We start from the raw sequence: 14541 nt of genomic DNA, 5'->3' as shown, positions 1-14541 counted from the left end.
GCCTTGGGGGGGAGGAGGGGTGGCTCATGGATAATCCCATTTTACAAACCCGCCCTGCCTGGCGCGGGCCGTTTCCAAAGCCCTGTCCATATTGCCCGACGTGCCCCGTTGCCAGCCCCCTTTCGTGCAGAAATCTCACCCCCTTTCCCGGCCGTTGCCGCAAGCCGCTGCGCGCGCCCGTCGGCCGGGGTTGCACCCTCTGGCGTATGCCGTGGCGCTGGCGTGGTGCGGCGTGCCGCTGGTTGCACTGGCGCAGGCCGATGCACAGAGCGCGTGGGATGCCCCGCCCGCACTGCGCCGCAGCCCGCAACTGCAAGAGACCCTGCCGGCAGAGGTGCGCCCCCAGCTGCCGGTGTTTGTGTCGGGAGACCGCATCACCGGCCAGCCCGATGTGAAGGCGGTGATCGACGGCAATGCCGAACTGCGCCGCGGGGATACCGTGATCCGTGCCGATCGGCTGGAGTACACCGTGCCCGACGATCTGGCCCAGGCGCAGGGGCAGGTGCACATCAACCGGGCCGGCAACACCTATGACGGCTCGGCGCTGGCGCTGCATGTGGATGCGTTCGAGGGCTTTTTCAGCGACGCGCGTTACCGCTTCCTGGTGACCGGCGCCCATGGCGACGCCACGCGGGTGGATTTTCTGGACCGCGACCGCGCCGTGGTGCACAACGCCACCTACACCACCTGCCAGCGCGACGACTCCGCCAGCTGGGAGCCCGACTGGGTGCTGCGCGCCCAATCCATCCGCCTGGACAACGTCGAAGAAGTGGGCACCGCCGAAGGTGCCGTGCTGGAGTTCAAGGGCGTGTCGGTGCTGCCCATCCCGCACATCACGTTTCCGCTGTCGGACAAGCGCAAGTCCGGGTTGCTGCCGCCCACGGTGGGCCTGGACAGCCGCAATGGCCTCGAATACATCCAGCCCTACTACTGGAACATCGCCCCCAACCGGGACGCCACGCTGCGCGGCGCCATCATGGCCAAGCGGGGCATTGAAGTCGGGGGCGAGTTCCGCTACCTCGAAACCAACTACCAGGGCCAGGTGGACGCCAGCCTGATGCCCACCGACAGCCAGCGCGACCGCGTGCGCTGGGGGTATTCGGCGCAGCACCAGGGGCTGATCAGCACCCCCATGGGCGGTGTGGGCCTGAACCTCAACCTCAACCGGGTGAGTGACGACAACTACTGGCGCGACTTCGGGCGCGCCGCGCTGCCGCTGCGCCAGCGCCTGCTGCCCAGCGACGCGACGGCGTCATGGGCGGGCGGCAACATGTCGGCCCAGGTGCGCACGCTCAAGTGGCAGGCCCTGCAGGATGTGGCTTCGCCCATCATTCCGCCCTACAACCTCATGCCCCAGCTGCTGTGGCGCTACACGCCCCAGGATCTGGGGCGGGGCCTGGATTTCAGCATGGTGGCCGACACCACCCGCTTCGAGGCGGACCGTGCGCTGCCCAACCCGGCCGACGGCCAGCGCAGCTTTGTGCAGGCCCAGTTGAGCCGCCCCTTTCTGGCGCCGGGGGGCTTCGTCATCCCCAAGCTGCAGCTGCACGCCACGCAATACCAGTTCGACAACCCATTGGTCAGCGGGGAGCGCTCGGCCAGCCGCGCCCTGCCCACCTTCAGCCTGGACGGCGGGCTGGTGTTCGAGCGCGATGCACGTCTGCTGGGGCGCGCCTTCACGCAGACGCTGGAGCCCCGCGCGTTCTACACCTACACGCCCTTTCGCGACCAGAGCCGCCTGCCGCTGTATGACACCGGGGCCACAGACTTCAGCTTTGGCTCCATCTACACCGAGAACCCCTATGTCGGCAATGACCGCCTGGCCGACAACAACCTGCTCACCCTGGGCGTGACCACGCGTTTTCTCAATCCCGACACCGGCGCAGAGGCCTTGCGCCTGGGCATCGCCCAGCGCCTGCGTTTCTCCGACCAGAACGTGACCCTCGACAACACGCCCGTCGGCGAGCGCGTGTCCGATGTGCTGCTGGGCGCGGGCATCAACTGGGCACCGCAGTGGGGCTTTGACTCCACCGTGCAATACAACCCCAAGACGCAGCGCTCCATCCGCTCCACCGTGGGTGCGCGCTACAGCCCGGGCAACTACCGCACCGTGAACGCGGTCTACCGGCTGCAGCGCGGCACCAGCGAGCAAATCGACGTGGGCTGGCAGTGGCCGCTGGCGGCCTTGTGGGGCGGCCAGGGCGCAGACCGCGGCCCCGAGCGCGCCCAAGGCCAGGGCAAAGGCAGCGGCCGCTGGTACACCGTGGGCCGCCTGAACTACAGCCTGCAGGACCGCAAGCTCGTCGATACGGTGGTGGGCTTTGAATACGACAGCTGCTGCTGGATAGGCCGCGTGGTGCTGGAACGCCTGCAAAGCAGCGTGACCACCTCCAACACGCGGCTGCTGTTCCAGATCGAATTTGTGGGCTTCTCGCGCCTGAGCCTGGGCGCAAGCCCCCTGGAAACCTTGAGGCGGAATGTGCCACGCTACCAGTACCTGCGCGAGCAGGTCAGCACCCCCAGCCGCTTCAGCAACTATGACTAACCTGACACCATGAACCACCGTGCAATTGCTTTGGGCCTGGCGTGCCTGGCTTCTTTCGTGACCACCGGCGCTGCGGCGCAGGGCTTGCGCCCCGCGGGGGCTGCCGGAGCGGGCCTTCGCACAGCGCCTGCGGCGCCTTCCTTCACCCTGCCCGCCCCCGGTGCGGGCGCTGCACTGCGGCAAGCCGATTTCATCGTGGCGGTGGTCAATTCGGAACCCGTCACCAACAACGAGGTACGGACCCGCGCGGCCCGCATCGCACAGCAAATGGCCCAGCAAGGCGTTGCCCTGCCGGCCGGCGACCTGCTGGCGCGCGAGGTGCTGGAGCGATTGATCGTGGAAAAGATCCAGCTGCAACTGGCCCGCGAAGGAGGCATTCGCGTGGACGACTATGCCGTGGGCCAGGCCGAGGAGGGCGTGGCCAAGCAAAACAGCGTCAGCGTGGCAGAGATGCACCGCCGGCTGGCCGCTGACGGCATCAGCAAGGAACGTTTTCGCGAAGAGTTGCGCAACCAGATGCTGCTGCAGCGCCTGCGCGAGCGCGATGTGCAGTCCCGGGTGCGGGTGAGCGATCTGGACGTGGACCAGTACCTGCGTGAACAGCAGTCGGGGGCCGACACCTCCAAACAGGAGATCAACCTGGGCCACATTCTGGTGGCAGTGCCCGAAAACGCCAGCCCCGCCCAGGTGGCCGAGCGCCAGGCCCGCGCCCAGCGCGCCGCCGACAAGGTGCGCGCCGGCGAGGATTTCGCGGCCGTGGCCCAGGAGTTCTCGGACTCTGCCGAGGCCAAGACGGCAGGCGGGCTGCTGGGCATGCGCCCGGCCGAGCGCTATCCCGAGCTGTTTGTCAGCGCCACCGCGCAGCTGCCCGTGGGCGGAATTGCCGGGCCCGTGCGTTCTGCGGCGGGCTTTCATGTGCTCAAGGTGGCGGACAAAACCACTGCCGGTGTGCCCACCCTGGTGACCCAGAGCCATGCGCGGCATATCCTGTTGCGCACCGGCCCCCAGCTGACCGAGAGCGCTGCCGCAGCGCGGCTGGCCGACTACCGGCGCCGCATCGTTGCAGGCCAGGCAGACTTTGCCGAACTTGCGCGCGAGCACTCGCAGGATGGCAGCGCCAAGCAGGGCGGCGATCTGGGCTGGGCCAATCCGGGCCGCTATGTGCCCGAATTCGAGCAGGCCATGAACGCGCTCAAGCCGGGCGAAGTCAGCGAACCCCTGGTGTCGCGCTTTGGCGTGCACCTGATCCAGCTGGTGGAGCGCCGCGAGGCCAAGCTCACCCAGCGCGAGCAGCGCGACATGGCGCGCGACACGGTGCGCGAGAAGAAGGTCGAGGAAGCCTTTGCCACCTGGGTGCAGGAGCTGCGCGGCCGGGCCTACGTCGAATACCGCGACGCGCCGCAGTGAAGCGGGCCGCTGCATGAAACACATTCCGCGCAAGCGCTTTGGCCAGCATTTTTTGTCGGACGGCGGCATCATCGAAGCCATCGTCAGCGCCATCGCGCCACTGCCTGGCCAGCCCATGGTGGAAATCGGCCCCGGCCTGGCCGCGCTGACCCAGCCCCTGGTGGAGCGTCTGGGTCGCCTGACGGTAATCGAGCTAGACCGCGACCTGGCCTTGCGGCTGCGGCTGCACGGACAGCTCGATGTCATCGAGTCGGACGTGCTGAAAGTCGACTTCACGCAGCTGGCGCACACGCTGCAGGTTCCCAGGATCCGGGTGGTTGGCAACCTGCCCTACAACATCTCCACGCCCATCCTGTTCCACCTGCTCGAGCATGTGTCGGTGATCGAAGACCAGCATTTCATGCTGCAAAAAGAGGTGATAGACCGCATGGTGGCGTCGCCAGCCACGTCCGACTATGGGCGCCTTTCGGTGATGCTGCAGTGGCGCTATGCGATGGAGAACGTGCTGTTCGTGCCACCTGAAAGCTTCGACCCGCCCCCGCGCGTGGACAGCGCGGTGGTGCGCATGGTGCCGCATGACGCGCCGGCGGCGGTGCGCCCGGCATTGCTGTCCGAACTGGTCCAGGTGGCATTCAGCCAGCGCCGCAAGCTGCTGCGCCACACCCTGGGCCGCTGGCTGGAGGGGCGGGGCTTTGCGGGCCACTTCGACACCCAGCGCCGCGCAGAAGAAGTGCCGGTGCACGAATATGTGGCGCTGGCCCTCGCGCTGGATCAAAAACAATAGCGCTTGGCGCTTTCCCCATCAGGGCCAGGGCCGGTTTTCTCATGAAAAAGCCCGCCAGTGGCGGGCCCTGTTCACGTGCACGCGGCCTGCGCGCGCGCTCAGGCGGCGGTCAGCCAGTAGCCCGCGTTGAACGGGCTGCTCATGCGCAGCGCCAGGGGAGAGATATCGACCAGTTTGTCGGTGGGCATCTTCTCGGCGGTTTCGGGGTCGATGGCGATGCCCTGGACCGCTACCGTTTCCTTAGCCTCGTTCGCCCGTTCTGCTTGGCTGGTGGTTGCAGAACGGGCTACAGAAAAGAATAGAAACAGCGGAACGGAATCTTGCGGTCACCCCAGAAATCTGCGGCATCGCGGAAGATATCGAGCAGCTGCTCGCGCGCTTCCTTGTCGAACTTGCCCGTGGCCGGAATCTGCTCGAGCACCACGATGAAGCCCGGCTGCGGCCCGGATTTGTGCAGGGGATCGGTCATGCAGTCGTAAAGCGCATCGAAATTCTTGCCGAAGTGCGACGGAAAGGTGAACTGCGCGGCAATCAGGTCCAGCACATCCTGTTTGGACTGGGCATGGGCCAGGTTGGCATACAAAAAATGTTGACCGAGGGAAGCTGCCGCATCTTGCAGATCCTGCACGCGGAAAGCGCGAATGGATTGCACGATGTTGGTGCGCACGCCACGCAGTGGCGTTTCCTGGTCTTTACGAAGGGGCGTCTGCATCTCCGTTGCTCTTTCTTTATTAGGTCCAAAAACTTCTGGCTGACCGCAAAACCGCAGGATGCGTGTTTCGGGTCGGGAAAACAAGGGGCCTGGCTGCCCACTGCCCCGGCTGGGGCGGGCGGACAACACTTCGGACATCATTCGACAATCCTGCGAAAACTGGCGTAGTGGTCGCTGGTGTAATAGCAGGCGTCCGGCACCCGGGGCTTGCCTCCACACACAATGCGCCGGGCGCCACGATTGCGCGCGCCGGGGGTCTTGACGGTGTATTCACGGTAGTAGCCGCGCTGGTGGGCCGGCAACAACCGTTCACGGTTGCCAAACACTGTTCCGTCCTTGTCGTACGGAAAAGGGCCGCCATGGTGGATCAGCGCATACGTCGAACGTCCCTGGGGGGGCAGCTCTGCCACGGATATGGAAGCCATGGAACCGTCGTGAGACGGAGATTTCCGGGCATGTCCGGGAACCGGGCCCAGGACCAACGCAACACCCACAACACACAAAACCCCTGCTTTTCGCACTTGGGTGGCTACAGCCTTGAGCATCAACGACACCTTTCAGAAACTACGGGTTAACCCGAAATTTCAACGGGCTAGTGTCGCTCAAAGCCCCCCAAAAAGCAAGCGCCTGCACAAAGATTGGGCAGGCGCCGAGGGCATTAGTGGTGCACCAGAGTTAGTGCACGCTATTTGTTGGAGGCTTATCGTGCTGCGTTGGCGTCGGCCACGGTAATGGCTGTCATATTGACGAGTCGCCGCACCGTGGTGCTGGCCGTGAGGATATGCACCGGCTGGGCCGCACCCAGCAGCACGGGGCCAATGGCAATGTTGCCGCCGGCCGCTGTCTTGAGCAGGTTGTAGGAAATGTTGGCCGCATCGATGTTGGGCAGCACCAGCAAGTTGGCATCGCCCGCCAGGGTGCTGTGGGGCATGAGCGCGGCGCGCGCCTTGCCGTCCAGAGCCACGTCGCCGTGCATCTCGCCATCCACTTCGAGCCAGGGCGCCTGCACGCGCAGCAGCTCCAGCGTCCGGCGCATTTTGACGGCGCTGGGCTGGTCACTGGAACCAAAGTTGGAGTGCGACAACAGGGCCGCCTTGGGCTTGATGCCAAAGCGCAGCATTTCCTCGGCCGCCATCATGGTGATTTCGGTCAGCTGCTCAGCCGTGGGGTCGTAGTTGACGTGGGTGTCCACCAGAAACACCTGGCGATCGGGCAACAGCAGGCCGTTCATGCAGGCAAAAGTGGTCACGCCGGGGCGCTTGCCAATCACCTGTTCGATGTAGTTCAGGTGGTGCGCCGTGTGGCCCCAGGTGCCCGCGATCAGGCCATCCACTTCGCCCTTGTGCAGCAGCATGGCACCAATCAGCGACAGGCGACGGCGCATTTCGATCTTGGCGATCGGGGCGGTCACGCCCTTGCGCTCGGTCATGCGGTGGTAGGTTTGCCAGAAGTCGCGGTAGCGGTGGTCCTGCTCGACATTGACGATGTCGTAGTCCCGCCCTTCCTGCAGTCGCAGGCCGAACTTTTCGATGCGCTGCGCGATGATGGCCGGGCGGCCAATCAGCGTAGGGCGGGCGATTTTTTCGTCCACCACGATCTGTGCGGCACGCAGCACGCGCTCTTCTTCGCCCTCGGCATAGGCCACGCGCTTCTTGGTGGCAGCCTTGGCGGCGGTGAAGATGGGCTTCATGGTGGTGCCAGAGGCGTACACGAAGGTCTGCAGATGGTCGCGGTAAGCGTCCATGTCGGCGATCGGACGCAGCGCCACACCGCTGTCGGCAGCGGCCTGGGCCACGGCCGGGGCAATCATCATCATCAGGCGCGGGTCAAACGGCTTGGGAATCAGGTATTCCGGGCCGAAGGCCAGCGGCTCACCCACATACGCCGCGGCCACCACCTCGCTCTGCTCGGCCTGGGCCAGCTCGGCGATGGCGTGCACGGCGGCGATTTCCATCTCCATCGTGATGGTGGTGGCGCCGCAATCGAGCGCGCCCCGGAAGATGTAGGGAAAGCACAGGACGTTGTTGACCTGGTTGGGGAAGTCCGAGCGGCCCGTGGCAATGATGGCGTCATCGCGCACGGCCTTCACGTCCTCGGGCTGGATCTCGGGGTTGGGGTTGGCCAGGGCAAAAATCAGCGGGCGGGCGGCCATCTTGGCCACCATGTCTTTCTTGAGCACACCGCCGGCCGACAGGCCCAGGAAGACGTCGGCATCCGCAATCACTTCGCCCAGCGTGCGCGCCGTGGTCTTTTGCGCAAACTGGATCTTGTCCTCGTCCATCAGCTCGGTGCGGCCTTCGTAGACCACGCCCGCCAGGTCGGTCACCCAGATGTTCTCGCGCGGAATGCCCAGCTTGACCAGCAGGCCCAGGCAGGCCAGTGCGGCGGCACCCGCACCCGAGGTGACGAGCTTGATCTTTTTGGGGTCTTTGCCCGCCACCTTGAGGCCGTTCAGGATGGCCGCGCCCACGGTGATGGCCGTGCCGTGCTGGTCGTCGTGAAAGACCGGGATCTTCATGCGCTCGCGCAGCTTGCGCTCGACATAAAAGCAATCGGGCGCCTTGATGTCTTCGAGGTTGATGCCGCCAAAGGTCGGCTCCAGGCTGGCAATGATCTCGACCAGCTTTTCAGGGTCTTTCTCGTTGATCTCGATGTCGAACACATCGATGCCCGAGAACTTCTTGAACAGAACCGCCTTGCCCTCCATCACCGGCTTGCCCGCCAGCGGGCCAATGTCGCCCAGGCCCAGCACGGCGGTGCCGTTGGTGACCACGCCCACCAGGTTGCCGCGGCTGGTGTACTTGAAGGCGGCGTTGGGGTCTTTGACGATTTCTTCGCACGGTGCGGCCACACCGGGCGAATAGGCCAGCGCCAGATCGTGCTGGTTGACCATCTGCTTGGTCGCGGCAATCGAGATCTTGCCGGGCTTGGGAAACTCGTGGTACTCCAGCGCTGCCTTGCGCAGCAGCGCGCGCTTGTCGGGAAGGTTGTTGTGATCGGCCGTGGTGTTCTCGGGCATCAAGCGTCTCCAGCTTTCAGAAAGTGCCGGGGTCCGCGTTGGATCTGCTCGGGGCGGGCCGTCAGCTTGTAAGAGGGAGGTGCATTGTAGGCTTCGTCCCGTGAAAACCCTGATAAGTCGCGGTGCTTGCCCGGTCTAAACGCTTGTGATCGCCATGCATGCAATGGCCTTCCGTGGCCCGCCGTTTTGGCGGGGCCGACAGAAAGGACGGGCCGGATGGATAACCGGTGCGATTCTTGCTCACCCACGTTGCATGCCTTCATCACACCCTTGCAGGCCGCTCACGGCTTCGTCGCTGGTGGCGCGACCTCTGACCCCCGGAGATTTTCAGCGCTTTGGCACCGTGCTGCAGGCGCCGCCTCGCGTGAATGCCGCCCGGCCGATCAATGCGGGAACGGCCTTGCGGTTTGACCTGGTGGACGACATGCAACTGGACGCTGCCGGTGGCCGGGCCCAGCTAGCGCTGTTTAGCGCCCAGGCGCGGTCGTTTCCGCTGGTATTGCACGAGATGGAGTGCCACCAGCTGGGTAGCCAGACCTTTGTGCCGCTCGGGGCGAGGCGTTTTGTCATCGTGGTGGCTGCAGCGGGTGCGCCCCCCGAGGCGGCCGCACTGGAAGCCTTTGTGACCGATGGGCAGCAAGGCGTCACGCTGGCACCCGGGACCTGGCACCATGCCCTGCTGGCCCTGGATGCCGGCGACTTCGTGGTGATCGAGCGTGCCGCCCCTGTGGTGGATTGCATGCTGTGTGCACTCCCCACCGCCGTGGAGGTCTCCTTGGCGACGTGACGGGCCCATGACGGCGGTGGCAAACCGTCGCAAAACTTCAGCCCAGCCCCGCGATGCCTTCTGTCAGCGCAATCAGCGACCGGTCGGAACCTGCGGGCCCCAGCAGCGACAGGCCCAGCGGGGCACCATCGCGCTGCGCCAGCGGCATCGATACCTGTGGGAACCCTGTCAGTCCGGCGATGCACAGCATCTGGATCGCACAGTTGCGGTAGTCCTCCAGGCTGCTCTCCGGGGCGCTGCGCAGGGGGGCAATATCGGGCATGGTAGGCATGACCAGCACACCATCATGGCCCAGCAACTGGCCCAGATGATGCTGGTAGCGGGCACGAAATGCGCGGGCGATGGCCACCTGTTCGTCCGTTACCGCCCGCGACCAGGCAAAACGTTCGGCCACGCCCGGGCCCAGCGGGGGCGCATGGCGTTCAATCAGCGGGCCGTCGGTCATCCAGGCCTCGCGCCCCTGGATGTAGCGAAAGTTCCAGTACATGGCATCAAACGACTCCAGCACGGCATCCACCGGCGCTGCGGTGCCCAGCAGCGACTGCACATGCTGCACGGCGCCATCCAGCGCCGCACGCACAGCGGGGTCGAGCAGGGCCCACACGTCGGCGGGCCACAACAGGCGCACCTGGGCGGGAAGGGGTTGCGGGTCGGCGCCCAGCAACACGTCGGCCACGCGGGCAAAAGTCTGGGCTTCGCGGGCAAACCAGCCGCAGGTGTCCAGGCTCGGCGCCAGGTCCAGTGCGCCTGCCAGGCTCACGCGGCCGTGCGTGGGGCGCAGCCCAAACAGGCCGCAGTGGTTGGCCGGGGCGCGCACGGAGCCACCGGTGTCGGTGCCCAGCGCAAAGTCACACAGGCCTGATGACACCGCCGAGGCCGACCCTGAGGACGATCCGCCCGTGATGCGCTCCGGAGCGGCCCCGTTAACGGGCGCCCCAAAGTGGGCGTTGTTGCCGTTCATGGAAAAGGCCAGCTCATCGGTCACCGTTTTTCCTGCCAGGCGGGCGCCGGCGTCCAGCAGCTTTTGCACGGTGGGTGCCGTGCGGTCTTTGGTGCCCGACAGGGCCAGAACGAGGGGGTTGCCACCGCCTGTGGGGAAGCCCGCCACATCGAACAGGTCTTTGACACCAAAACTCAGCCCGGCCAAGGGCCCCGTGCCGGCATGGGGCACAGGTACATCGGGATACGGAACAAACGCGTGGGCAGGGTCGTGCAGAGGCATGGTGGTGGGGCGCAAGGCCAGTAAAGAAGAAGCCGTCAAAGGGTGGGCACCAATACCCGCGCCGTGGCCGCTGCCGCATCGGTGCGCAGGCAGCGCGCACGGTGTCCCGGAGCGATCTCGATCACGGGCGGTTGTTGCACCCGGCATGCGTCGGTAGCCAGGCTGCAGCGCTCGGCAAAGGCACAACCAGGTGGCAGCGCCGACAGATCGGGCGGTGTGCCCGCAATGGTCTCCAGGGGCGTACCGCGCGCCATGGCGCCATGGGCGCGGCTCTTGAGCAGGGCGATCGTGTACGGGTGGCGCGGGTTGCGGATCAGGTCGCGGGCCGTGCCCTCTTCGACAATGCGGCCGGCGTACATCACAGCAATGCGGTCTGCCACCTCCACCGCCGCGCCGATGTCATGGGTGACAAAGATCACCGACAGGCCCAGGTCGCGCTGCAACTCCCGCAGCAGCAGCAGGATCTGGATCTGCACCGTCGCATCCAATGCCGTGGTGGGTTCGTCTGCCAGCAACAACTGGGGGCGGCAGGCCAGCGCCAGGGCGATCATGGCGCGCTGACGCATGCCGCCCGACATTTCATGCGGGTAAGCCCGCAAGCGCCGTGCGGGGCTGGGAATGCGCACGCGCTCAAACAAGGCCAGCGCACGCTGTTGCGCCTCGGCCGCCGTGACGCCCTCGTGGCGGCAGATGGATTCCACGATCTGCGCACCCACGGTATACACGGGGTCCAGTGCCAGCAAAGGCTCCTGGAAGATCATCGACGTGACCTTGCCGCGGTAGTCGGCCAATTGCCGGCCCGACAGGGCCAGCAGGTCTTGGCCAGCCACGCGCACCTCGCCGCCGATGCGGGTGCGCCGCTCGGGGTGCAGGCGCAGCAGCGTGCGCAACGTCACACTCTTGCCCGAGCCCGACTCGCCAATCAGTGCCACGACTTCGCCACGCTGCACCTGCAGGCTCACACCGCTGACGGCCTGCACGGGTTTGCGGGCACCGGTGAATGTCACGCTCAGGTCGCGCAGCACCACCATGGGTTCTGTAAAGGGTTGGGGGGTATTCATGGGGCGTGCTCCAGTGCGCAACGGTGTGACGACGGCTCAGGCCGCCTGGGCGAGTGCAGCCGCAGCTTGTGGGTGGCCGCTGCCCGGCTCGTGGACAAGGCAGGCCGCCACATGGTGCGGGCCGGTGATGGTGCGTACCGGCACACGCTGGGCACACACAGGCGCAGCCAGGGCGCAGCGAGGGTGAAACCGGCAGCCCGAAGGCGGGTCGATGGGGTTGGGCGGGTCGCCCGCCAAGGGTGCCACCTCAGTGCGGTGGTCGGGGTCCATCGACGGCATCGACGACAACAGCGCGCCGGTGTAGGGGTGGGCAGGCTGGCGAAACAGGGCATCCGATGGGCCAATCTCCGCCACCTGGCCCAGGTACATCACCATGACGCGGTCGCTCATGTAATGCACTACGTTCAGGTCGTGGCTGATGAAGACGTAGGTCAGGCCAAACTCGGCTTTCAGGTCGGTCAGCAGGTTGAGCACCTGGGCTTCCACCGACTTGTCGAGGGCCGAAACGGCCTCATCCAGGATGACCATGCGCGGCTGCAGGGCCAGGGCACGCGCAATATTCACGCGCTGGCGCTGGCCACCCGACAGCTCGTGCGGATAGCGCTCGGCAAAGCGCCCGGGGGCCAGGCCCACGCGGTCGAGCAGGTCGCGTGCCCGCGCCACGGCCTGACGCTGCGGCACGCCATGCACCTGGGGGCCAAAGGCGACGGAATCCTCAATGGTCAGGCGCGGGTTGAGCGAGGCATAGCTGTCCTGAAACACCATTTGCACCTGACGCCGGAACTCCTTGAGCGGCAGGTCCCGGCTACCCACGGTGCGCCCGTCATAAACGATCTGCCCAGCCGTCGGCGCAATGAGCTGCATCAACAGCCGGGCGGTGGTCGACTTGCCGCAGCCCGACTCGCCCACCACGCCCAGGGTTTCGCCCTTGAGTACTTCAAAGCTCACGCCATCCACCGCACGCACGGCACCGCTGCCGCGCCCGAAGGCATCCTTCTTGAGGGGGAAGTGCTTGACCAGCCCCGTGATGGTGAGCAGCGGTTGCGCGGGACCGCCGATGTCGGTGATTGCTTGCATCGCTTCAGCCCTTGTTGTCCATGGCCGACCGCAGGCCGTCCGAGAGGATGTTGAATGAAATCGAGGTGATGAAAATCATCAGCCCTGGCAGGGCGGCCACCCAGGGCTGCACATAGATAGCCGTGCGCAGGGTGTTGAGCATCAGGCCCCATTCCGGCTCGGGCGGCTTGACGCCCAGGCCCAGAAACGACAGGCCCGAAGCCAGAATCATCGACACCGCAATCAGGCTGGTGGCATAGACAAAGATGGGGCCCAGTACGTTGCCCAGCACATGCACCCGAACGATGGTGAAAGGGCTGGCGCCCGAGGCACGGGCGGCCTCCACATAGTCGCGGTTACGCACCTGCGTGGTGACGCTCTCGGCCACCCGCACGATCTGCGGAATGAACACGATGGTCAGAGAGATGAGCGAGTTGACAATGCCCGCACCCAGCACGCCCGACAGCGCAATGGCCAGCAGCACCGACGGAAATGCATAGAACACGTCCACGGTGCGCATGATGACCGTGTTGGTCATGCCGCCCGCATAGCCCGCCACGATGCCAATGACCGAGCCCACCATGAAGGCACAGACCACCGGCGTAATCCCGATGAAGAGCGAGAGCCGGGCTCCCACCATCAGGCGCGAGAGCATGTCGCGCCCCAGCTCATCGCTGCCCAGCGGCAGGCCTTCGGTGCCGATGGGCTTGAGCCGTTTGAGCATGGACGCCGCATACGGGTCGGCCGGTGCCAGCCACGGGCCCAGCAAGGCCAGGCCGATCAGCAGCAGCACCACCGCGGCGGCGCCCATGGCGACCGGGTCGCGGGTGAAGCGCCGCAGGGCCTGGGCCCAGTAGCCCCGGGAGGGCGGCAGTGCCTGGACATCGTGATGGGCCAGAGAGGCAGCCGCAGCGGAGGATGCGGAAGAAGAAGCAGTGAGGGTGGCCATGGTGGTGTCTTCCTCAGGCGCGGGCAATGCGCGGGTCGAGCAACGTCTGCAGCACATCGACCAGCAGGTTGAGCAGCACAAAGAACAGCGCCAGCACCAGAATGGTGCCCTGCAGCAGGGGCAGATCGCGCTGGAAGATGGCGGAATTCAGCAAGAAACCGGTGCCAGGCCACGAAAACACGGTCTCGATCAGGATGGAGCCGCCCAGCAGATAGCCTAGCTGCAGGCCCATCACGGCCAGTGCCGTGGGGGCGGCGTTCTTGACCATGTGGCGAAACACCCCGAGGTGCGTAAGACCCTTGGCGCGTAGGCCCACAATGAATTCTTGGTCAAGGATATCGGCTACCAACGCCCGCACGGTGCGCGCGATGATGCCCATGGGAATCACTGACATGGTGATGGCCGGCAACACCAGAAACTGGATGTGCTCCCAGTCCCAGGCCCAGTCGCTCGATCCGCCCGGCCCCGCACCGGTCGCGGGCAGCCACATCAATTGCGAGCTGAACACGATCACCATCACCATGCCCAGCCAGTAGTGCGGCACGCTGACGCCCAGCACCGACAGCATGGAGGCCAGCCGGTCCAGCCACGAATTGCGAAAGTACCCCGCGACAAAACCGAATAGGCTGCCCAGCACAAAGCCGATCAGCGTGGCTACCACCGCCAGGCGCAGCGTGTTGCCCACGGCGGTGATCACTTCGCCCGCCACCGGCCGGTTGCTGGCGATCGACACACCCAGATCACCGTGCAGCGCCCGCCACACCCACATGGCGAACTGCTCGGGCAGCGGGCGGTTGAAGCCATACAGCTCGCGCAACTGGGCCTGCAGGTCTGCCGATGCATCGGGCGGCAGGATGGACACCAGCGGATCGCCGGGCGCCAGGTGCACCAGCAGAAAGCACACCAGTGCCACACCCAGCATGATGGGCAAGGCATACACGATGCGTCGCAGTAGATAAGAGAGCATGGGGAAGCCTGGCGGTAGTGGATGCAGGGCCT

At 65.8% G+C, this 14541-nt stretch carries 12 protein-coding genes; 4 read left to right on the top strand and 8 right to left on the bottom strand.

The window, feature by feature from the left end; all coding sequences use genetic code 11:
• The first annotated feature begins 154 nt into the window (after positions 1-154).
• Genes DTW89_RS09645 through rsmA form a run of 3 tightly spaced genes read left to right on the top strand, consistent with a single transcriptional unit; the run spans position 155 to position 4736 of the window.
• Entirely contained in the window at positions 155-2545 is a 2391-nt protein-coding gene (locus tag DTW89_RS09645) for an LPS-assembly protein LptD (RefSeq protein ID WP_114655779.1), read from the top strand.
• A 9-nt stretch (positions 2546-2554) separates the two neighbouring features.
• Entirely contained in the window at positions 2555-3952 is a 1398-nt protein-coding gene (locus tag DTW89_RS09640) for a peptidylprolyl isomerase (protein WP_114655778.1), read from the top strand.
• Between the two features lie 13 nt (positions 3953-3965).
• Positions 3966-4736: a 16S rRNA (adenine(1518)-N(6)/adenine(1519)-N(6))-dimethyltransferase RsmA gene (gene rsmA / locus DTW89_RS09635; RefSeq protein ID WP_114655777.1), complete on the top strand. Its 771-nt coding sequence runs from the start codon at positions 3966-3968 to the stop codon at positions 4734-4736.
• A 286-nt stretch (positions 4737-5022) separates the two neighbouring features.
• Here rsmA and DTW89_RS09630 read toward each other — a convergent pair whose 3' ends face one another.
• From DTW89_RS09630 to DTW89_RS09620, 3 genes are all read right to left on the bottom strand, one after another.
• Complete coding sequence (locus DTW89_RS09630) at positions 5023-5448, bottom strand: barstar family protein (RefSeq protein WP_024813457.1); 426 nt, start codon at positions 5446-5448, stop codon at positions 5023-5025.
• A gap of 137 nt (positions 5449-5585) precedes the next feature.
• Positions 5586-5993, bottom strand: a complete 408-nt coding sequence (locus tag DTW89_RS09625; RefSeq protein ID WP_114655776.1) for a ribonuclease domain-containing protein — start codon at positions 5991-5993, stop codon at positions 5586-5588.
• 155 nt (positions 5994-6148) lie between these two features.
• The gene (locus DTW89_RS09620) at positions 6149-8467 is read right to left on the bottom strand and encodes an NADP-dependent malic enzyme (protein ID WP_114655775.1); all 2319 of its coding nucleotides are present in this window, start codon (positions 8465-8467) and stop codon (positions 6149-6151) included.
• A 253-nt stretch (positions 8468-8720) separates the two neighbouring features.
• On the opposite strand from DTW89_RS09620, the gene DTW89_RS09615 reads away from it, so the two are divergent.
• The gene (locus DTW89_RS09615; RefSeq protein WP_114655774.1) at positions 8721-9254 is read left to right on the top strand and encodes an ureidoglycolate lyase; all 534 of its coding nucleotides are present in this window, start codon (positions 8721-8723) and stop codon (positions 9252-9254) included.
• Positions 9255-9291: 37 nt separating this feature from the next.
• Here DTW89_RS09615 and DTW89_RS09610 read toward each other — a convergent pair whose 3' ends face one another.
• The 5 genes from DTW89_RS09610 to DTW89_RS09590 form a co-directional block, all read right to left on the bottom strand.
• Positions 9292-10476, bottom strand: coding sequence for an amidase (locus DTW89_RS09610; protein ID WP_114655785.1), 1185 nt, complete (start codon positions 10474-10476; stop codon positions 9292-9294).
• 35 nt (positions 10477-10511) lie between these two features.
• Positions 10512-11507: an ABC transporter ATP-binding protein gene (locus DTW89_RS09605; RefSeq protein WP_114655773.1), complete on the bottom strand. Its 996-nt coding sequence runs from the start codon at positions 11505-11507 to the stop codon at positions 10512-10514.
• Between the two features lie 66 nt (positions 11508-11573).
• Positions 11574-12614, bottom strand: coding sequence for an ABC transporter ATP-binding protein (locus DTW89_RS09600; RefSeq protein WP_114655772.1), 1041 nt, complete (start codon positions 12612-12614; stop codon positions 11574-11576).
• A gap of 4 nt (positions 12615-12618) precedes the next feature.
• Positions 12619-13542, bottom strand: a complete 924-nt coding sequence (locus tag DTW89_RS09595; RefSeq protein ID WP_114655784.1) for an ABC transporter permease — start codon at positions 13540-13542, stop codon at positions 12619-12621.
• 13 nt (positions 13543-13555) lie between these two features.
• The gene (locus tag DTW89_RS09590; protein ID WP_114655771.1) at positions 13556-14509 is read right to left on the bottom strand and encodes an ABC transporter permease; all 954 of its coding nucleotides are present in this window, start codon (positions 14507-14509) and stop codon (positions 13556-13558) included.
• Positions 14510-14541 lie beyond the last annotated feature (32 nt).

The sequence above is a fragment of the Acidovorax sp. BoFeN1 genome, from assembly GCF_003345135.1.
Lineage (GTDB): Bacteria > Pseudomonadota > Gammaproteobacteria > Burkholderiales > Burkholderiaceae_C > Acidovorax > Acidovorax defluvii.
Note: the sequence above shows the minus strand (reverse complement) of the source record. Positions and strands in the feature narration are given on the sequence as shown.